This is a genomic window from Rhizobium sp. Leaf311, assembly GCF_001423445.1.
GTDB lineage: Bacteria > Pseudomonadota > Alphaproteobacteria > Rhizobiales > Rhizobiaceae > Agrobacterium.
Map to the genome: position 1 here is coordinate 264,313 of NZ_LMNZ01000002.1, position 18,759 is coordinate 283,071.

Here is an 18,759-nt window from a genome sequence, read left to right on the forward strand (position 1 = left end):
ACGCCATGAAGTCGCACAAGATACCGGATGTGAAGACATTGATCGTCATACCGTGCCTCAACGAGGCTCGCACGATCGATGATCTGCTGCTTAAATTTTCCAGCACCCTCAACAATCCGGCGGACCGGATCATCGTTGCCGATGGCGGTAGTACCGATGGAACGCGTGATATTGTCGCAAATTTTTCCATGCAGGATGCGCGCGTCATTCTTTTGGCCAACCCGAAGCGCATCCAGAGTGCCGGCATTAATCTGGCGGTGGAAATGTTTGGACAGGGTTATGATTACCTCATCCGCATCGACGCCCACGGCGACTATCCCGACGACTACTGCAACCGGTTGCTGGAAGACGCCGTCCATACCGGCGCTGATTCTGTCGTCGTGGCAATGGACACTGTCGGCCACGGAACGTTCCAGAAAGCCACCGCAATCGCTCAGAACTCCAAGCTCGGAAACGGCGGCTCCAAGCATCGCGAAGGAGCGAAGGGGCACTGGATCGATCACGGGCACCACGCCTTGATGCGCATATCAGCCTTTACCGAGGTTGGCGGTTACGACGAGAGTTTCAGCCACAATGAGGATGCCGAACTGGACTATCGGCTGCGCAAGGCTGGCTTTCGCATCTGGATGACCGACAAGACCCGCATGACCTACTACCCGCGATCCAACGTGCGGCCTTTGTTCAATCAGTATATGGCTTATGGTCGTGGGCGCGCGAAAAATCTCCTCAAGCATCGCTCCATGCCCAAGCTCCGGCAAATGATCCCATTGGCGGTCATGCCGGTCGCGCTCCTGGCACTGCTTGGCGTGTTCCACTGGCTTGCTCTGGTACCGCTTTGCCTCTGGATCGCCGCATGCGTTGGCTATGGCCTGTGGATGGCCATCGTGGAAAAGAATCCCTACGGCCTTCTGGCTGCGTTTTCTGCCATGATTATGCATCTCGCCTGGTCGACAGGGTTCTGGCTGGAACTTGTCAGCTCGGTGGGTGCGCCTGCCCCCTTGGCGGGAAAGGCGATGTCATGACAGCCACTCCCGCAATTATCGAAACTCATCAGATCCGCGTCGATATCGGCGTTTGCACGTTCCGCCGCCCTGCGGTTGTCGCGACACTGCTCTCCTTGTTCGAGTTGGAGGTTCCGGCTGAAGCGAAGCTTCGCATTATTGTTGCGGACAATGATGTAGAGCCCAGCGCAAAAGACTCTATTGATCGGCTGCGCGAAAAATCACCCTTCGAGATCGTTTACATCCACTGCCCCAAATCGAATATCTCCATCGCGCGGAATGCATGTCTTTCAGCCTCCGACGCGGACTATCTCGCTTTCATCGACGATGACGAGACTGCCCCGAGAGACTGGCTTTGCGAATTGCTACAAACGGCAAGGGAGACGGGTGCAGAAGCGGTTCTTGGACCTGTTACCGCCGTCTACAAGCCGAGTGCGCCAAGTTGGATGCGCAAGGGTGATTTCCATTCGACGGCTCCCGTGTGGGTCAATGGAGACATCGTGACAGGTTATACCTGCAACACCCTTCTGCGCATGACTGCGCCTTCCGTTGCGGGTCGCCGGTTTGCTCTGTCTCTCGGCCAGAGCGGTGGAGAAGACACGCATTTCTTCTCTCACATGCACGCGGATGGCGGGCGCATCGCCTTTGCCGAAAAGGCCATATTGTCCGAACCCGTGCCGGACAGCCGTGCAAGCTTCATGTGGCTGGCCAAACGGCGTTTCCGCTCAGGCCAGACCCATGGACGCCTGCTCGCAGAACGCAAACCGGGTACACGCAGAATCGGGCAGATCGTCACGGCCGCGTCGAAAGTGGCATTTTGCGCGGCCTCAGCGCTCCTGAGCGCTTTCAGCCCTGTCCGTCGCAATCGTCAATTGCTGCGTATGGCGCTGCATATGGGTTCCGTTAGCGGCGCCTTCGGTGTTCGCGAAATACGCCAGTACGGCACCGTGGAGGCAACATGATGGACGCTTCATTGCAGCCAGACGTTACCTTTGTCATCGCCGCCTATAATTCGGCTGATACGATCGCTGCTGCTGTCGAAAGCGCCTTGGCGCAGGACGAGGTCACGCTGGAAGTCGTCGTCGTTGACGATCAGTCTTCAGACAACACGCGTGAGGTCGTTTCCGGGCTCATGAAACAGGATGCCCGTGTCCGACTGATTGCCCTTGAGCGCAATCTCGGGCCCGGTGGTGCCCGTAACGCAGGCATCGACGCAGCGGTCGGTCGTTGGATCGCGGTTCTCGATTCCGACGATGTCATTCAGCCACTCAGAACACGGCGGATGATAGACCGGGCCGAGAGCGGCCCTGCAGAAATCGTCGTCGATAATCTGGATGTCGTTTATACGGATGGGCGCGCCAGGGAAACGATGTTTCCGGCCAACTTCCTTGAGCAGCAAGGCACACTCACACTCGAAAATTTCATAGCCTCAAATATCATTTTCCGCTCAACCTTCAATTTTGGCTACATGAAGCCAATGTTCCGGCGTGAGTTTCTGAACGAGAATGCCCTGCGCTTCCGGCCTGACTTGCGGATCGGCGAAGATTATCTTCTGCTGGCATCAGCACTGGCGGTTGGTGCGCGCTGCGCCATCGAGCCCTCGCCCGGCTATATCTACAATATTCGGGAAGGTTCGATTTCGCGCGTTCTGGAAATTCAGCATGTTGACGCCATGATCGCCGCGGATGAGGATTTTCTGTCCCGATACGCTCTTCCACCCGCAGCAAGCGAAGCACAAAGGATGCGAACACGCAGCCTGGTAGAAGCGCGTCACTTTCTGATGCTCGTTTCCAGTATCAAGCGCCGGTCGATCATGGATGTCATAAAAATAGCTGCAAAGGACCCAGTCGCGCTTCGGCATCTGCGGATGCCGATAGAGGCGAGGCTGAAGAAATTGCGCGGCGCGGTTTTTCCGACACCCCTTCCCACAGACATGAAGCGGCAGGCATCCTGATTTGTTTGGACCCGCTTATCGAACCTTCAAGGAGAACGCCATGGACCTTAACAGGACAGTCAGAAAGGCCGTAATCCCCGTCGCCGGTAACGGCACGCGCTTCCTGCCCGCAACCAAGGCAATGCCCAAGGAAATGCTGACCATCGTTGACCGGCCGGTGGTTCAGTATGCGGTGGACGAGGCCATGCAGGCCGGTATCGAGCACATTATTTTTGTGACCAGCCGAAACAAGACAGCCATCGAAGACTATTTCGATAGCGCGCCCGAACTCGTCAACACGCTAACGCGCTCTGGCAAGACCATGCAGGTCTTGCAACTCGAAAAGATGCTGCCCATTGCCGGCACAGTCAGCTATACACGTCAGCAGGTGCCGCTCGGCCTTGGTCATGCCGTATGGTGCGCAAGAGAACTCGTCGGCAAGGAGCCGTTCGCCTTGCTCCTGCCGGATATGGTTTCTTATGGTGCCCGCGGCTGTATCGCTGGCCTCATGGAACTCTATGATGAGGTCGGCGGAAATATCGTCGGCACGGAAGAATGTGCTCCGGACGAGACATCGTCCTACGGCATTGTCGGCGTTGGTGACACCGTCAGCCACGGTTTTCGCGTAACAGAAATGGTTGAAAAGCCGGAACCATCTGCGGCTCCATCCAATTACTACCTTAATGGCCGTTATATTCTGCAGCCAGAAATATTCGATATTCTTGCCAAGCAGGAGCGCGGTGCAGGCAATGAGATCCAGTTGACGGATGGCATGAAGCGTTTGGGGGAGATACAGCCGTTCCACGGACAGAAGTTCGGAGGGCGGACATTCGACTGCGGCAGCAAGCAGGGATTTATCGCGGCGAATGTCGCGTTTTCCCTGATGCGCGCAGATATGGAGGCCCAGGTTTTGGCCTCCATTAAGGAATTGGTGAGGAACCACGAAGGTCGCGTCAAAGCGGCTTGATCGATGAAGTTGAGTGAGGCGGGGAAAGCACGAGAACTGCGTTCCCGCTCGCCGTTTTTAAACACAAGGTGGGTCAATGCACCACAAGACCTTTAGATCGAACATGAATTTCCCTGAATCGTCCAAGGACGCCGATACGTTTATAGACCTCGACCGCCTATGGGCCGCCGTGGTACGCCGCGCCAACATCATCGCCGCCTGCGTGATCGCGGCGATGGCACTCGCCGGTCTTTATCTCGTGATGGCGACACCCGTCTACACCGCGATGACCCAGGTGCTGCTGGACGAAAGCTTGTCCCGTTATGCTGAAGATGAATCTCCCGTGCCAGCGGCACAGATCATCGACAACCGCATCGCAAGCGCAGTCGAAATCCTCAAATCCAAGGAAATGGCGCTGACAGTCGTCGATAAGGCGAAGCTGGATAGCAACGAGACAATCGTCAATCCGCCGATGTCGCCGGTGGATCTCATCAAGGCATCCGTCAAGGGCGTGGTCGATCTCCTGACACCGAATTCCCCGCCCGCTTCGGAAGACGCAATGCGCAATGGTCGCCGTGAGAAAGCGGCTGCCGTCATCCAGCAGGCTCTGACCGTCGAACGTGTCGGACGAAGCTCGGTCATTGCAATTTCGATCCGCTCCATTGACCGGCAGCTGGCAACGCAGATCGCAAGAACCTACGCCAATTCCTATCTGACAGAGCAGCTGAATGCCAATTTCGACGCCACCGAACGGGCCTCGGTCTGGCTTCAGGAGCGACTGACCGATCTGAACCAGCGTTCACAAGCGGCATCGCTGGCTGTCGAGAAATACAAGGCTGCAAATAATATAGTGTCTTCGCGCGGGGAGTTGATCTCCGAGGGGCAGCTTTCCGATCTGAATGGCCAGCTGATCGCCGCCCAGGCTGATGCGGCAACGGCGTCAGCGCGTTACACCCAATATAAGTCGATTGTCGATCAAGGGCCGGAAAACGCAGTCAACAACGCAATCGTTTCTGCACGCGACACTGACAACTCCGTCATTCAGGATCTGCGCAAACGCTATATCGCCATTTCCGACCGCGAGCGCGGTGTGGTGCAGCAATTCGGCAAGGATCACCCTCAGGCCATTGCTCTCGCCAGCGAAAAGGGTGATCTGTCCCGTCAGATCTACCAGGAACTCCAGCAACTGACCGGCAGCTTCAAAAATGATTTCGACGTGACGCAGTCGCGCGTGCAGTCGCTGCGTGAAAACATCGACCGTGTTGCGGGCCGCAATTCCGAAGCCAACATGACCATGGTCAAGCTGCGTGAACTGGAACAACAGGCCGCAGCACTGAAGACGCTTTACGAGTCCTATCTCGGTCGCTTCGAGGAAGCTTCACAGAAGCAATCCTTCCCGATTGCAAAAGCCCGCATCATCTCCGATGCAGGTCTGCCTACCTCGCCATCCAGCCCGAAAAAGACCATGACGATGGCTCTCTCCATCGTTCTCGGCCTGATGCTGGGCGGTGGTGTCGCGGCTGTTCTGGAATTCCGCGATCGTTATTTCCACACGGGTAACGATGTGCGCGACAATCTGCGCATGCGCTTCCTCGGCTACCTTCCCTTCATTGGAGAAAAGGGAGTTGAGACGACGAGAGCGGAAACCGGTGCGGCGACGCCTGATGTTCCTGATACGGATATCGAGGACAACGGCCACGTCTCGTTCCAGAAAATGCTCCGCCTTGCGGTCGACAGCCCGCGCTCCAGTTTTACGGAAACGCTTCGCAACGTGAAACTGACAGCCGATGTCGTCATACAGGAACGCGAATGCAGGGTGATCGGTGTCATCTCCTGCTTGCCCAACGAAGGCAAATCGGTCGTTGCGCTCAATCTGGCGGGTCTCATCGCTACCACAGGCAAGCGCACGCTCGTTGTGGATGCCGACATCCGCAACCCCGGCCTCAGCCGCATGTTGACCACGCGTCAGTCTGCCGGTCTGGTGGAAGTGGTTCTGGACGAGGTTCCCTGGACGAAAGCCGTCAAGGTCGACAGCCGCACCAAAATGGGCATCCTGCCAGTATCGACCAGCAACCAGTTTGCCCACTCCAGCGAGTTGCTGGCATCGTCAGGCATGCGCAAGTTCATGGACTCGGCACGTGAAGCCTGTGATTACATCATCGTTGACCTTGCGCCTGTCGTGCCGGTCATCGACGCGAAGGCGTTCGCTTCCCAGGTTGATGGCTTTGTCTTCGTGACTGAGTGGGGCAAGACGCCAATTCAGATGGTCCAGAACCTGATGAGCCATGAGCCGCAGATTGCCAACAAGACGCTCGGCATTGTCCTCAACAAGACGGACATGAACGAATTGCAGCGTTACGCTGGCCCTGGCGGCTCCGAGCATTATCACGAGCAGTTCTCTGCCTATTATGGGGATGCAAAGAAGCCCGCGCCTGAACCGGCATAAATCAATTCAAAAATGCCCGCTTTCTGCGGGCATTTTTTCTTGTGCATGGTGTTCTTGCTCTGGATTTGTACGGAGCTTTTGCGCATTGATGCGTAAACCTTCATGATCAGGACACCCTCATGGCCGCACCCATCGCGTTTGTTTCCCGCACGACCGACGCCAATGAAGCCGAATGGATAAGGGTACTGGCTGCCGCACTGCCAACCGAAACAATCCTGCCGTTCAGGAGCATGTCGGCAGAAGAGCGCGATCTCGCCGAGATAGCCATCGTTGCCAATCCCGACCCTGCGGATATCGCACAACTGAAAGGCCTGAGGTGGATCCACAGTCTTTGGGCCGGCGTGGAACGGCTGGTGGCGGAACTTGGAGCGGACGCCCCACCCATCGTTCGCCTGACAGATCCCGAGCTTTCTCGTGTCATGGCCGAGGCCGTTCTTGCCTGGACCTACTACCTGCACCGAGACATGCCAGCCTACCGTGACCACCAGAGCAAGCGCATCTGGGCCGAACTGGAATACCGGCATCCGCAAGATGTGACCGTCGGACTCATGGGGCTGGGGACACTCGGGACACAAGCCGCCAAGCGGTTGCAGCAGGCGGGCTTTCATACGATTGGCTGGAGCCGCTCCCACAAGGTGATCGAAGGAGTCGAGACTTTTTCGGGTGACGCCGGGCTCACGCAATTGCTGGCTGAGAGCGATATTCTCGTCTGCCTTCTCCCTCTGACGGCAGAAACGCGCGGACTGCTCAACGGGGCACGTTTCTCAGAGATGAAGACAGGCGCATCCATCATAAATTTTGCGCGTGGAGCTGTGATCGTATCCGATGACTTGCTGGCGGCATTGGCCGAAGGGCAATTATCTCACGCAGTGCTGGATGTGTTTGAAAAAGAGCCACTTGAGCAGGAATCGCCCTTTTGGCAGCACCCGAACGTCACCGTGCTACCGCATATATCGGCACCAACGAACCGCCAGACTGCGGCCCATATCGTGGCCGACAATATCAGATCATGGCGACAGACGGGTACATTGCCTGCAACGGTGGACATGAGCCGCGGCTACTGATCGTCCACATCTTATTTGCCGCCAATCTCTTCGCTGACGGCATGGGCGAGCGCGAAACGCACGTCATTGTCGTTATAGGGTTTGCACAGCAGAACGGAACCGGCAGGGGCATTGCCCGGCAGGAAACTGTCCCCTGTTGCGAACACTATCCCGATATCCGGCTTGCGCTGTTTGATCAGCACGGACATGTCCGCGCCACTCATATCCGGCAAGCCAACATCGGTCATGAGGACATCGATTTCCTCCCGCTCGATGAGATCAAGCGCCTGTGTCGCATTGGCTGCTTCCACCACCACATGACCACTCTCAAGCAGTATGTCAGCGGTGTTCATCCGGATCAGTTCGTCGTCTTCCACCAGAAGGACCCGTATGGACGCCCGATCCGGGCGATTGACGACAACATTCCTGTCGGTGTCCCGCTCCCTGCCTGACTCCACTCTCTGCTTCTGGTTGGCAAGAACGTGTCGCAAACGACGCGCCAATGCTTCGCGAGTGTAGGGCTTGGACAGCAACTCTATGCCAGCATCGAGCTTGCCGCCGTGAACGATGGAATTTTCCGTGTAACCGGAGGTGAAGAGTATCGCGAGATGCGGCAGTCGCTCCTTTGCGCGTCTGGCCATTTCGCTGCTCTTCAACGGACCCGGCATGACGACATCTGTGAAGATGACATCGATGGGAACTCCGCTTTCGGCAACCGTCAGGCCCGCCTGAGCATCACGTGCGGTCAGCACCTGATATCCGAGGTCGGAAAGCGTCTCGACAACGGTGCTTCTGACCTCATCGTCGTCTTCAACGACGAGAATGGTTTCTGTCCCGCCGACGATGGGTCCGGTCTGAACCACGACTTCACGGTCTTCGTCAGACAGCGAGCGCGGAAGATAGACCTTGACCGTCGTGCCCTGTCCGACCTCGCTGTAGATCTTCACGTGACCGCCAGATTGCTTGACGAAGCCATAGACCATCGAAAGGCCAAGGCCAGTCCCCTTGCCCTCAGGCTTGGTCGAGAAAAATGGCTCGAATACCTTGTCGATAATATCAGGCGTCATGCCAGACCCGGTATCGGTGACCGCCAGCATGACATATTGACCCGGCTCCACCTCAGCATGGGTGCGGGCATAATCGAGATCGAGAGACGCATTGCCGACTTCGATGGTGAGTTTGCCAGATCCCGACATTGCATCGCGGGCATTGATGGCAAGGTTCAACAAGGCATTTTCCACCTGTGCGGGATCGGCATAGGTATTCCACAGGCCTCCTGCGGTGATAACCTCGACCTCGACAGCCTCGCCAATCGAACGGCGCAACAGGTCATCCATTCCCGCGACAAAGCGGCCGATGTTGATGACACGCGGCTCCAGCGCCTGTCTGCGTCCAAAAGCGAGCAACTGGCTCGCCAGCTTCGCGCCACGGCTCACCCCTGCCAGCGCATTGGTAACCCGGCGTTCTGCGCGCTCGTTGCCAACCACGTCCTTGGCGAGCAGTTGCAGGTTGCCAGCCACGACCTGCAGCAGATTGTTGAAATCGTGAGCGACGCCGCCGGTCAGCTGACCGATGGATTCCATTTTTTGCGCTTGCTGGAGGGCCCGTTCAGCATGGCGACGTTCAGCGATTTCGGCAGCGACGCGCGCCTCCAGCCCCTCGTTGAGTTGTCGGAGTTGATCTTCCGCCCTTATACGATGCCGAATCTCCCGCTCAAGATTGGCAGAATGCTCTCGCAAGGTTTCTTCCGCCTCGCGCTGATCGGTAATGTCGGTGTGGACGCCGACCCATTCTGTTATCGCGCCCAAGTCATTGAGGGTGGGCACTGCGCGAATGGCAAAAGTCCGGTAAATGCCATCGTGACGCCTTACGCGATGCTCCCAGATATAGGTAGACTTGGCAGCAACGGCGCGATTCCAGCTGTCGATGGATCCTTGGCGATCGTCAGGATGGACCGCATCGGCCCAGCCGTAGCCCTGATAGGCTTCGTAGCTCTGCCCGGTCAGCCCGGACCACCCCGTTTGCTCGCCGAGCATTCGTCCGTCGGGACTATTGGTCCACAAAACGCCGTGAACCGCCTCAACCGCCGCCCGAAAGCGATTGTTGCTGGCCATCAGATTTTCCCGGCTCTCTGCCAGTTCCTGAACGGCCTTCACCTTGTCGGTGTTCTCCAACACAGTGCACAAGACGCCATCGACCGTGCCTGCATCATTATGAATCGGCGTATAGAACAGATCGAAGACAACTTCTTCCGGCTGCCCGTTTCTCTTCAGCACCATTTTCTGATCACGAAACGACTGGACCGAACCGCGAAAACCGGCCTCCAGAATTTTCTGGTTCCAGTCCCATATTTCCGGCCAGATCGCAGGTACCGTGTCGCCCAGAGCGCGGGGGTGGTAATTTCCGGCAATTTCGATGTAGCCGTCATTGTAAATCATGACGTGGTCTTTTCCCCACATCAGAACTTGCGGGATTGGGGAGTTGACGACGGAATTCACCTTGTGGCGCAGGTTGGCCGGCCACGACGACATGGGGCCGAGCGATGTCTTTGACCAGTCGTAAGAACGGACGAGGTCGCCCGCTTCGCCACCACCTATCGGCCATTGACCCAATGCAGATGCTTCAGTCATAAATCATCACCAACGAGAACGGCTGCTCTCATCCACCCAGGCCGCGCCTACAACCGGCAACGGTCTCTACCCATTTCACACGTAAAGAGCTATCAAGCGTTTTTTTGTCGCCTGCGCAATAGCGCATTGCAACATATAGCTAATACGTCCGATTCCGCCAATGGAGAAGACCCTTTGCCGCTGCTTTTCCTGTCGCAAAACAAGCAGTTAAAAGATAACCGCCGGTGGGCGCTTCCCAGTCCAGCATTTCTCCGGCGACGAATATTCCAGGACGGGATTTCAGCATGAAATGATCGTCGATATCGCACCAGTCTACTCCGCCTGCGCTGGATATTGCCTCCGCGATGGGTCGTGGCGAAGTTACGGGGATGGTCGAAGCCTTTATGGCTGCTGCGAGTTTCTGAAAGGACATGTTGGCGAGGTCCGGGTGACATTCCCGCAGAAGGGCGATCTTCGCCGGCGAGAGGCTGGCGGCCTTCCGAAGCCTGTTGGACAGGCTGTCTTTGCGCGGATGCCGCTCCAGATCACTTGCAATACGGTCTTGTGTCCTGCCGGGCGCAAGATCAACAAGGAGCGTCGAACCTTTTCCCGATTTGAGGGCATCACGGACGCTTGCCGAATGCGCGTAGACCAGACTTCCTTCAATGCCGTGGGTACTGATGACGAACTCGCCCTCGAACCGCCCTTCGCCTGACGTCAGCGCGACGGATTTTATGGGAGTACCGGCAAATCTGTCCCGAAAGTAATCGCTCCATCCAACATTGAAGCCACAATTTGCGGGCTGGAAGTCAACGACCTCAGCGCCTACTGCCCTCAGCCACGGAACCCAGGCACCATCCGAGCCGAGCCTCGGCCAGCTTGCCCCGCCGAGGGCGATCAGGATCAGATCACTCTCGACAAGAATCCGCCCATCCGGTATCTCGAATGCAAGAGCGTCGCCCTCGAAACCGACCCAGCGATGCCGGGTCTTGATCGTCACACCCTGGTGCTCTAGCCTGCCCAGCCATGCTCGAAGAAGCGGCGAGGCTTTCATCGCGACGGGAAATACCCGGTTGGACGTGCCAACGAATGTCTCCTGCCCCAGTTCCAGCGCCCAGTCCCGAAGCATCTTTGGAGTAAAATCATCCAGCGCAGATCGAAGTCTCGTTTGAGCGGAGCCGAAACGGCTAACGAATGCGCTATAGTCCTCGGCATGGGTAATGTTGAGGCCGGACTTGCCAGCCATGAGGAATTTACGGGCCACCGTCGGCATGGCTTCGAACACGGTTACCATCGCACCGGCTGAGGACAGAACCTCTGCGGCCATCAGGCCCGCCGGTCCGCCACCGATGATCGTCACTTGCCTGCCGTCCATTGCCCGAAAAATCCATATGCGTTTCTTTTCTATGCCTTATAACGATTTGCGTGTTGCGGTACATGCGCTAATGACAGGACATGTTCACACTCGCCCGCCTCGAAACCTTTGCTCAGGACATCAAGAAAAGCCGGTTCATCGCGCTGGCCAGTCCCATTGCAGATGAAGATGCGGCAAAGCGCTTCATCGAGGAACATTCTGACCCCACCGCGACGCATAATTGCTGGGCGTGGCGCACCGGCCAGGTCTATCGCTTCAGCGATGACGGAGAACCTTCCGGCACCGCAGGCAAGCCTATCCTCCAAGCTCTGGACGGTCAGTCGCTCGACATGGTGGCGGTCGTCGTCATCCGCTGGTTTGGCGGCATATTGCTTGGAAGTGGCGGGCTGATGCGGGCCTATGGCGGGACGGCAGCAACCTGCCTGAGAAATGGTGAGAAGACCGAGATCATACCGGTGACTGCAGCGCAGATGGAATGTGGATTTTCCGACCTCGCCTTGGTGAAATCCAGATTGCAGGCTGTGCCAAATCTTTCCATCACCGCCGAGACCTTTACCGCCGATGGCGCTACGCTGCATCTCGCTGTTCCCTTGGCAACAGCTGCCGATACGGCGAAAATGGTCATGGATCTGACAAGCGGTCGCGTCACCCTTCCCCTGCCAAACCAGTGACAATGCAGACCTCGCCTTCGCAGAAATTCGTGATATGAGGCAGCATGACAACAGAGCTTGCCAATCCTGTCTATAATCCTCCCATGGAGCCTTACGTCTCGATCATCTATCAGGACGAGGATTTTCTTGTTCTCGACAAGCCGAGCGGACTGCTGTCCGTGCCTGGCCGGGATCCTGCTTTGTCGGACAGTTTGGCGACAAGAGTTCAGAAGACATTCCGCAACGCTTTGATGATCAATCGGCTGGATAAGGACACGTCCGGCATCGTCCTGATGTCTTTGAACAGAAGGGCCCATGCGGCAATCGCGCGGCAGTTCGAGGAGCGCACGACCGAGAAATCATATGTCGCGGTGGTTTGGGGCACAGTGGCTGACGAAAGTGGCCACATCGATATGCCACTTGCGATCGACCCCGACAACAAGCCAAGGCACCGTGTGGACTTCACAAACGGAAAGAACGCCCAGACGGATTGGCAGGTGCTGGAGCGTCTTTCACTTCCGGCCACGCGGCTGAGGCTCCACCCCCTAACCGGCAGAACCCATCAACTGCGTGTGCATATGAAAGCGCTTGGGCATCCCATTCTCGGAGACGAGTTTTATTCCGAGGGCGATGCGCTGGCCGCTGCCCCGCGTTTGCTGTTGCACGCGGAAAAACTTGGGTTTCGCCACCCGGACGGACAAGATATCAGCTTTAGCAGCCCCTGCCCTTTTTGAGACGACGATGAAGACAGAAGATCAAGACGCAGGTTTCAGAATAGATTTCGTGGGCGGCGCCGTCGGCCACAGGCTACGCTCCGGTGAAGGACGCGGTCAGGCGCTTGCGAAGGCGGCAGGGCTGAAGGCTGGCAAAACCCCTGACATTGTCGACGCCACGGCGGGATTGGGACGCGATTCATTTCTGCTCGCGTCGCTCGGCTGCAACGTCACGCTCATCGAACGATCAAAGCCGATGTACGACATGTTGTCCGATGCGCTCACGCGCGCTTCACAGGAAAATGGAGTCTATGAGGAGATAGTTTCGCGAATGACACTGCTTCACGGTGATTCTCGAGAGCTTATCCCGACACTTTCGCCCGAGGTCATTCTGATCGATCCCATGCACCCGCCAAGGCAGAACACCGCATTGGTGAAGAAAGAGATGCGGGTTCTGAGGGAGCTGGTCGGCGCGGATTCCGACCAGGCTGAACTTATGGAAATTGCCCTTGCAAATGCGAAGAAACGCGTTGTTCTCAAGTGGCCCTTGCGAGCCGAGCCAATGCCCGGCATACGCAAACCTTCTCATCAAATCCTGGGTAAGAGCACCCGGTTCGACGTCTTCATGGTCATTGCCACCGCAAATCCCTGACGCACCATTTACCGGAATGTTGCCTTGCGCTGAGCATTCATGAGCAACTCATGGCGGGAAGCAAAGTCGCCAAACAGCGCTTTCAAGCGGCTTTCCTCGACCTTGTCCAGACGATAACGCTGACAAAATTCCACAACGCTCAGGATAGGCTTGATCTCCGTCGCTTCTATTTCTTTGTTGTCTATGATTTGCATGGCACCCTCCTGCGATTTGCGACACTGCAAAACTCACATGACGAGGAAAGGTTCCTTGTGAATTCTGGGTCACATGTTTTCGCCCCGCACTCTTCAAGTTTTATTGATACCGCCGTGTCGAAACGAATTTTTCCAGCATGTGTTTTCGGTTGGCAATCAATCCATGGAAGGGAGACCAATGCCTAGACCACAGCGCCTGTTGACGACCACTGCCTTTGCGATGTGCCTTTTCGTCCCGCTCGCATCTCTGGCCAATGCCCAGTGGGCGAATACGGCAGAGACGAAACAACCGAACGCGCCCGATCAGAAACCGGCATTCAAGGAGCAGACACGAGCCGCTCAGCCGGAAAAGATGCCATCCTTGCAAAAGACTGTCGTCGCTGATGATCTGCCCCATCTCTGGTCGATGGAAATTCTGCCCGATGGTCGCCTTCTCGTGGCTGCTAAAGAAGGGGCAATGCACATTATCGCAGATGGAAAAGCAGGTCCTGCGCTGGAAGGCGTCCCGGAAGTTTCATCCGACGGACAAGGCGGCTTGCTCGACATCGCCCTTGCGCCAGACTTCGAATCGTCAGGTAACATCTACTTTTCATTCTCTGAGCCTCGCGATGGCGGCAACGGCACATCGGTCGCCTCAGCGAAGCTTGTGCAAAACGGCGATACGGCAGTTCTGGAAGATACACGCGTAATCTTCCGGCAAATGCCGACCTATGACGGCGACAAGCACTTTGGATCGCGCTTGGCATTCGGACCCGCGGGCGAGCTTTTCGTGACCGTTGGCGAGAGATCCGACGCCGAGATGCGTGGGCAGTCGCAGGACACGGCGAGCGGGCTGGGCAAGGTCTTCCGCATCGACACTTCCGGCAAGCCCTTCGAAGGAAACCCCTTCGTCGGCAAGGACAACGCGCTCCCAGAAATCTGGAGCTATGGCCATCGCAACATCCAGTCCGCGACGATCGATGGCGATGGAAGACTGTGGACCGTTGAACACGGACCAAAGGGCGGTGACGAGTTGAACCTTCCCAAGGCTGGCCTCAATTACGGCTGGCCGATTATCACCTACGGCATTGAATACAGTGGGGGAACGGTGGGCGAAGGCTTGACTGCCAAAGAGGGAATGGAACAACCCGTCTACTACTGGGACCCGGTGATTGGACCATCCGGCATGGCCTATTACAGTTCTGACGCTATTCCCGAGTGGAAAGGGTCCCTCATCATCGGCGGCCTTGTTACGCAGGGTCTTGTCGTACTGAAGCTGGAAAATGACAAGGTGGTGTCAGAAGGGCGTCTTCCGCTTGAAGCTCGAATCCGCGATGTCAAGATCGACAAGGATGGTTCCGTATACGCCGTGACCGAAGAACGAGGCGGCGGAAAATCACAGATATTGAAGCTAAGCCCCGAAGCATAATTCCGCTTTTAAAGGATGCGGCTACCATGCCGCATCCTTCAGCGCATAATGGGAACTGACATAGGGCGGGCGCATTATTCCTCACAGCGTGAGGAGCATCCAAAAGCATGAACCAGCTTCCAATTCGTCTCTTGAAGAAAATCGGGTTGACCTATGTCAGCGATCAGGAGCCAGGCATATCGCGTGAGCGGCGCGGAAAAGGCTTTTCGTACCGGCTACCCGATGGCGCGCTGCTTTCGGACAAGGTGGAAATTACCCGCCTGAAATCCCTAGGCGTACCCCCAGCCTATGAGAAAGTCTGGATCTGCATAGACCCAAATGGCCACCTTCAGGCAACCGGCTACGATGCACGTGGACGCAAGCAGTATCGCTATCATCCTGATTGGCACACGCTCAGAGGTGAGACCAAGTTTTACCAACTGAAGACCTTTGGCGAGGCGCTGCCTGCAATAAGACGCCGGGCTGCAAATGATATTGCAAAGCAGGTCCATGGTGAGAAGGTCACGCTTGCGGCGCTCGTTCTCCTGCTTGATGCAGCCTATTTGAGAGTTGGCAACAAGACCTATCTCGAAACGAACGGCACTTACGGAGCAACGACGTTGCTGAAGAAACACATCTCCTTCGGCGAAACGATAGAGCTGAGATTTGCGGCGAAGGGCGGCCAGCGGGTAAAGCGGAAACTGAGACATCCACGCCTCCAACGCATTCTGGAAAACATCGCAGATCTTCCGGGAAAGCAGCTCTTTGTCTGGCAGGATGAAAAGGGACTTGTTCATCCGATCGATTCCAGTGCACTCAACGCCTATATTTCAGAGGTCGCAGGCGAAGGCGTTTCAGCCAAGACCTTCAGGACATGGGGCGGCACGCTGGCAGCGTTCGGCAACGCAAGCCGCGCGCTTGCGGCGGATGAGAAGCCTACGATGAAGGGAATGTGTGTGGCGGCTGCCGAAGAACTGTCCAACACCCCCGCGATTTGCAGGAAAAGCTATGTGCACCCAAGCGTTCTTGATCTGGCCGGCGACGAAAAGGCCGTGCGCAGGCTGCAAAAAATAATGGCGGCGGAACAGAAAAGCATAGCGGGTCTACGCATGGACGAGCGCAGATTGCTTGAATTCCTGTCCTGAGTTACCTCATCGCAGCGTCGATGATCGTTCTCGCGGGCTCAACAATTTCATAGGTACAGGCAAAGGTGGCTTGGGCCACACCAAACGTCTCGCCTTCATCCGTTTGCAATTGGACGATCGCATCCCCTGGCAGCGCCACTGCAGTGTCTCCCGAGGGAGCCTTGAAATTGAAGGGCCCTGCCGCCTCAGTGACGATGAAATAGGTCATCTCAGGGCCGTCAGGTTTGAACGCCCTGTAACCGGCTGCGTCCTGAGCGGTGAGCGGTTCACCATAGCGATCCCGAAAAACGCGAGCTTTTACTAGGCTTTCCTCATTACCCGTTTCTTCGCAGCGATTTCTGACAACCCAGTCGCCAATTTCAGCGGGCTTGGATCGGGTTTCTACGCCCTGCCCCTTTATGAAGGTGATAACGATCTCGCCTGGAGAAGCAGGACGAGCATCAACCTCCCGGGTTTTTCTGGCGATGCCTGTCGTACCCCGATGTTTCGCTTGCGCCATAAGGGCGATCTGATCACGCCTTGGCAACTCATCGAAGGCGGATGCAGCCCCGCAAGGAAAGATCAGGACTGAAAGCAAAAGCGCCAGAACACGAGACAAAGGGGCCATCGGATTTCCCATCCATCGAACACGAGGCAGGTCATGGATATGCGACCCGGCGAAGGAAAAATCGGAGCGACTCTGCCGCGCATTTTTCTCTTCACGCATGTGTGAACTAACCAGATATAGGCCCTAAGAAAAACCACGCGTTCTGAAGGGTGGATTTTAACAGCCATCCCTGTGCACATTTATTCGGCATCGCCAGACATGTGGCCGAGCGTTCAGTTTCATGTCAGCTAGATGACACATCCCCGCATCGAGATGTTATCGACGCGCAGCTTTCTGAAAGCCGCGCCTCCGTGAGCTTGCATGGCGGAAAGAAGACAATGGCACTACAAATTCAGACAATCAGAGGTGGGCATAGCGACATTAGAAGACCGACAATTGGCAGCGTGCCGCTCAGTATTGTCACCGCTCTCTATTTGCTGTTTTTCACCAACCACACGTTCTGGACAAAGGTTCACACCTATCTGTCCGCATATCCCGTCGCGATTTACGGGCTCTATATCGCCATGAGCGCAGCCTTTGCTGCTGTTTTCATCTTCTTTTCCGCAAAATACATAACGAAACCCGTGTTTTCGGTTCTGATCATCATCGCCGCCGTTTCGTCCTGGTTCATGGATCGTTTTGGCGCAATCATCGACAGCGACATGGTTCGCAATGCCTTTGAGACAACGAACGCCGAAGCAGGTAATCTGATGACAGCAGGCTTTGCCCTCCATCTGGTATTGTTTGCTGGAATACCGATTGCCCTGCTCGCATTCGTGCGCATCGATCACCGGCCCATCCTTGGCAAAGTTTTGTGGAATACGCTGGCCATTCTGGCATGTCTTTCCGTGGTCGCAGCGGTGGCCGCGGCAAATTCCAAGACATTCACAACCGCTGTGCGCCAGCACAAGGATATCGTCAAAACCCTCAATCCGCTGACGCCGATTTCGTCGACGATTCATTATTTCTCCCAGGCAGACAAGGAAGCGAAACTCACGGTTTCACCCACCGGGCAGGATGCCAAAGTAGTGCCTGCGCTGGGCGGCGTCACCAAGCCACGCATCACCATCATCGTCGCAGGGGAAACAGCTCGGGCAGCTAACTTCTCGCTGAATGGGTATGGGCGCGAGACAAATCCCGAGCTCAAGAAACGGAATGTCACTTATTTTCCGAACACGGTCAGCTGTGGCACCGCGACCGCAATTTCCATACCCTGCATGTTTTCCCGTTTTCCGCGCTCGGAGTACAGCCATAGCAAGGCGCTTTCGAACGAAAATGTCCTCGATGTTCTCGTTCATGCTGGCGTAGACGCACGCTGGTGGGACAACAACACAGGCAGCAAGAACGTCGCCGACCGTATTCCTTATTTCGACCTGACCGCTGCGCTTGATCCAAAGTTCTGCCCGACCGGCGAATGCCGCGACGACATATTTCTGGATCGGCTCGACAGCTGGCTCGATAATGTGACCAAGGACAGCGTCATCGTTCTGCATCAGATGGGAAGCCACGGGCCGACCTATCATCTGCGCTATACCGACGAGTTCCGCCAGTTCAAGCCCGATTGCCAGACGGCAGAGCTTCCCGATTGCAAGGACGGTGAGATCGTCAATGCCTACGACAACACCCTGCTCTACACGGACCACTTTCTTTCAAGCGTCATCGACAAGCTGAAAGCCCGCTCCAACCGGCTTGCCACCGGCTTGATCTACGCATCCGACCACGGTGAATCGCTGGGTGAAAACGGGCTTTACCTGCATGGAGCGCCCTATATTCTAGCGCCACCGGAACAGACACATGTCCCCTTCATCGTGTGGGTCGATGATGACTTTGCAAAGTCCATGGGGCTGGACACCAGTTGCCTTTCCAAGGAAGCACAGGCTGGCGGAAAATCTCATGACAATTTCTTTCACAGCATTCTGGGCATGATGAATATTTCGACTTCGGTCTATAAACCGTCACTCGATGTCTTCAGCGCATGCACCCACCGTCCGACGGCGTGAAAGGCGGACCGCTTGACGGGACGAGAGGCACAGCATACGCACTAACCATGCCCGTCTCAGTCCGGGCTGGAAGCGAGGT

General features: G+C 56.4%; 16 protein-coding genes. 12 read left to right on the forward strand and 4 right to left on the reverse strand.

The window, feature by feature from the left end; translation table 11 throughout:
• Nucleotides 1-5 precede the first annotated feature (5 nt).
• The 6 genes from ASF69_RS05360 (at nt 6) to ASF69_RS05385 (ending at nt 7,390) form a co-directional block, all read left to right on the forward strand.
• The gene (locus ASF69_RS05360; RefSeq protein WP_062586089.1) at nt 6-1,022 is read left to right on the forward strand and encodes a glycosyltransferase family 2 protein; all 1,017 of its coding nucleotides are present in this window, start codon (nt 6-8) and stop codon (nt 1,020-1,022) included.
• Entirely contained in the window at nt 1,019-1,963 is a 945-nt protein-coding gene (locus ASF69_RS05365; protein ID WP_062586091.1) for a glycosyltransferase family 2 protein, read from the forward strand. The genes ASF69_RS05360 and ASF69_RS05365 overlap by 4 nt, the downstream gene beginning before the upstream one ends.
• Nucleotides 1,960-2,955 (forward strand): glycosyltransferase family 2 protein, encoded by a 996-nt coding sequence (locus ASF69_RS05370; RefSeq protein ID WP_062586093.1) that lies wholly within the window; start codon nt 1,960-1,962, stop codon nt 2,953-2,955. The genes ASF69_RS05365 and ASF69_RS05370 overlap by 4 nt, the downstream gene beginning before the upstream one ends.
• Nucleotides 2,956-2,995: 40 nt before the next feature.
• Nucleotides 2,996-3,901, forward strand: a complete 906-nt coding sequence (locus ASF69_RS05375) for a UTP--glucose-1-phosphate uridylyltransferase (RefSeq protein ID WP_062586095.1) — start codon at nt 2,996-2,998, stop codon at nt 3,899-3,901.
• Nucleotides 3,902-3,977: 76 nt separating this feature from the next.
• On the forward strand, nt 3,978-6,326 hold the full coding sequence (locus tag ASF69_RS05380) for a polysaccharide biosynthesis tyrosine autokinase (RefSeq protein ID WP_062586097.1): 2,349 nt from the start codon (nt 3,978-3,980) through the stop codon (nt 6,324-6,326).
• Nucleotides 6,327-6,445: 119 nt separating this feature from the next.
• A complete protein-coding gene (locus tag ASF69_RS05385) occupies nt 6,446-7,390 on the forward strand; it encodes a glyoxylate/hydroxypyruvate reductase A (RefSeq protein WP_062586100.1) in 945 nt (314 codons plus the stop codon).
• A gap of 11 nt (nt 7,391-7,401) precedes the next feature.
• Here the strand turns inward: ASF69_RS05385 and ASF69_RS05390 are convergent, their stop codons facing one another.
• Both ASF69_RS05390 and ASF69_RS05395 read right to left on the reverse strand, forming a co-directional pair.
• The gene (locus tag ASF69_RS05390; protein ID WP_062586102.1) at nt 7,402-9,999 is read right to left on the reverse strand and encodes a response regulator; all 2,598 of its coding nucleotides are present in this window, start codon (nt 9,997-9,999) and stop codon (nt 7,402-7,404) included.
• A gap of 139 nt (nt 10,000-10,138) precedes the next feature.
• Complete coding sequence (locus tag ASF69_RS05395) at nt 10,139-11,353, reverse strand: TIGR03862 family flavoprotein (protein WP_062586103.1); 1,215 nt, start codon at nt 11,351-11,353, stop codon at nt 10,139-10,141.
• Between the two features lie 80 nt (nt 11,354-11,433).
• On the opposite strand from ASF69_RS05395, the gene ASF69_RS05400 reads away from it, so the two are divergent.
• From ASF69_RS05400 to ASF69_RS05410, 3 genes are read left to right on the forward strand one after another with little or no spacing between them, the layout of a single operon-like run.
• A complete protein-coding gene (locus ASF69_RS05400; RefSeq protein ID WP_062586105.1) occupies nt 11,434-12,024 on the forward strand; it encodes a YigZ family protein in 591 nt (196 codons plus the stop codon).
• 44 nt (nt 12,025-12,068) lie between these two features.
• On the forward strand, nt 12,069-12,737 hold the full coding sequence (locus ASF69_RS05405; protein WP_062586108.1) for an RluA family pseudouridine synthase: 669 nt from the start codon (nt 12,069-12,071) through the stop codon (nt 12,735-12,737).
• Nucleotides 12,738-12,744: 7 nt separating this feature from the next.
• Entirely contained in the window at nt 12,745-13,368 is a 624-nt protein-coding gene (locus ASF69_RS05410; RefSeq protein ID WP_062586110.1) for a class I SAM-dependent methyltransferase, read from the forward strand.
• An 8-nt stretch (nt 13,369-13,376) separates the two neighbouring features.
• Here the strand turns inward: ASF69_RS05410 and ASF69_RS05415 are convergent, their stop codons facing one another.
• Nucleotides 13,377-13,562, reverse strand: a complete 186-nt coding sequence (locus ASF69_RS05415) for a hypothetical protein (RefSeq protein WP_062586112.1) — start codon at nt 13,560-13,562, stop codon at nt 13,377-13,379.
• A 178-nt stretch (nt 13,563-13,740) separates the two neighbouring features.
• Here ASF69_RS05415 and ASF69_RS05420 point away from each other — a divergent pair, with 178 nt between their 5' ends.
• Both ASF69_RS05420 and ASF69_RS05425 read left to right on the forward strand, forming a co-directional pair.
• Nucleotides 13,741-14,970, forward strand: coding sequence for a PQQ-dependent sugar dehydrogenase (locus tag ASF69_RS05420; protein ID WP_062586114.1), 1,230 nt, complete (start codon nt 13,741-13,743; stop codon nt 14,968-14,970).
• Between the two features lie 107 nt (nt 14,971-15,077).
• On the forward strand, nt 15,078-16,094 hold the full coding sequence (locus ASF69_RS05425; protein ID WP_062586116.1) for a DNA topoisomerase IB: 1,017 nt from the start codon (nt 15,078-15,080) through the stop codon (nt 16,092-16,094).
• Nucleotide 16,095: 1 nt separating this feature from the next.
• Here ASF69_RS05425 and ASF69_RS05430 read toward each other — a convergent pair whose 3' ends face one another.
• A complete protein-coding gene (locus ASF69_RS05430) occupies nt 16,096-16,800 on the reverse strand; it encodes a hypothetical protein (RefSeq protein ID WP_244475403.1) in 705 nt (234 codons plus the stop codon).
• A gap of 218 nt (nt 16,801-17,018) precedes the next feature.
• Here ASF69_RS05430 and ASF69_RS05435 point away from each other — a divergent pair, with 218 nt between their 5' ends.
• A complete protein-coding gene (locus tag ASF69_RS05435; protein ID WP_062586120.1) occupies nt 17,019-18,680 on the forward strand; it encodes a phosphoethanolamine--lipid A transferase in 1,662 nt (553 codons plus the stop codon).
• Nucleotides 18,681-18,759 lie beyond the last annotated feature (79 nt).

Excerpts from the sequence above, each read along its gene's own strand:
- ASF69_RS05360 (WP_062586089.1), top strand. The coding sequence starts at position 6 with ATGAAGTCGCACAAGATACCGGATGTGAAGACATTGATCGTCATACCG.
- ASF69_RS05365 (WP_062586091.1), top strand. The coding sequence starts at position 1,019 with ATGACAGCCACTCCCGCAATTATCGAAACTCATCAGATCCGCGTCGAT.
- ASF69_RS05370 (WP_062586093.1), top strand. The coding sequence starts at position 1,960 with ATGATGGACGCTTCATTGCAGCCAGACGTTACCTTTGTCATCGCCGCC.
- ASF69_RS05375 (WP_062586095.1), top strand. The coding sequence starts at position 2,996 with ATGGACCTTAACAGGACAGTCAGAAAGGCCGTAATCCCCGTCGCCGGT.
- ASF69_RS05380 (WP_062586097.1), top strand. The coding sequence starts at position 3,978 with ATGCACCACAAGACCTTTAGATCGAACATGAATTTCCCTGAATCGTCC.
- ASF69_RS05385 (WP_062586100.1), top strand. The coding sequence starts at position 6,446 with ATGGCCGCACCCATCGCGTTTGTTTCCCGCACGACCGACGCCAATGAA.
- ASF69_RS05390 (WP_062586102.1), bottom strand. The coding sequence starts at position 9,999 with ATGACTGAAGCATCTGCATTGGGTCAATGGCCGATAGGTGGTGGCGAA.
- ASF69_RS05395 (WP_062586103.1), bottom strand. The coding sequence starts at position 11,353 with ATGGACGGCAGGCAAGTGACGATCATCGGTGGCGGACCGGCGGGCCTG.
- ASF69_RS05400 (WP_062586105.1), top strand. The coding sequence starts at position 11,434 with ATGTTCACACTCGCCCGCCTCGAAACCTTTGCTCAGGACATCAAGAAA.
- ASF69_RS05405 (WP_062586108.1), top strand. The coding sequence starts at position 12,069 with ATGACAACAGAGCTTGCCAATCCTGTCTATAATCCTCCCATGGAGCCT.
- ASF69_RS05410 (WP_062586110.1), top strand. The coding sequence starts at position 12,745 with ATGAAGACAGAAGATCAAGACGCAGGTTTCAGAATAGATTTCGTGGGC.
- ASF69_RS05415 (WP_062586112.1), bottom strand. The coding sequence starts at position 13,562 with ATGCAAATCATAGACAACAAAGAAATAGAAGCGACGGAGATCAAGCCT.
- ASF69_RS05420 (WP_062586114.1), top strand. The coding sequence starts at position 13,741 with ATGCCTAGACCACAGCGCCTGTTGACGACCACTGCCTTTGCGATGTGC.
- ASF69_RS05425 (WP_062586116.1), top strand. The coding sequence starts at position 15,078 with ATGAACCAGCTTCCAATTCGTCTCTTGAAGAAAATCGGGTTGACCTAT.
- ASF69_RS05430 (WP_244475403.1), bottom strand. The coding sequence starts at position 16,800 with ATGCGTGAAGAGAAAAATGCGCGGCAGAGTCGCTCCGATTTTTCCTTC.
- ASF69_RS05435 (WP_062586120.1), top strand. The coding sequence starts at position 17,019 with ATGGCACTACAAATTCAGACAATCAGAGGTGGGCATAGCGACATTAGA.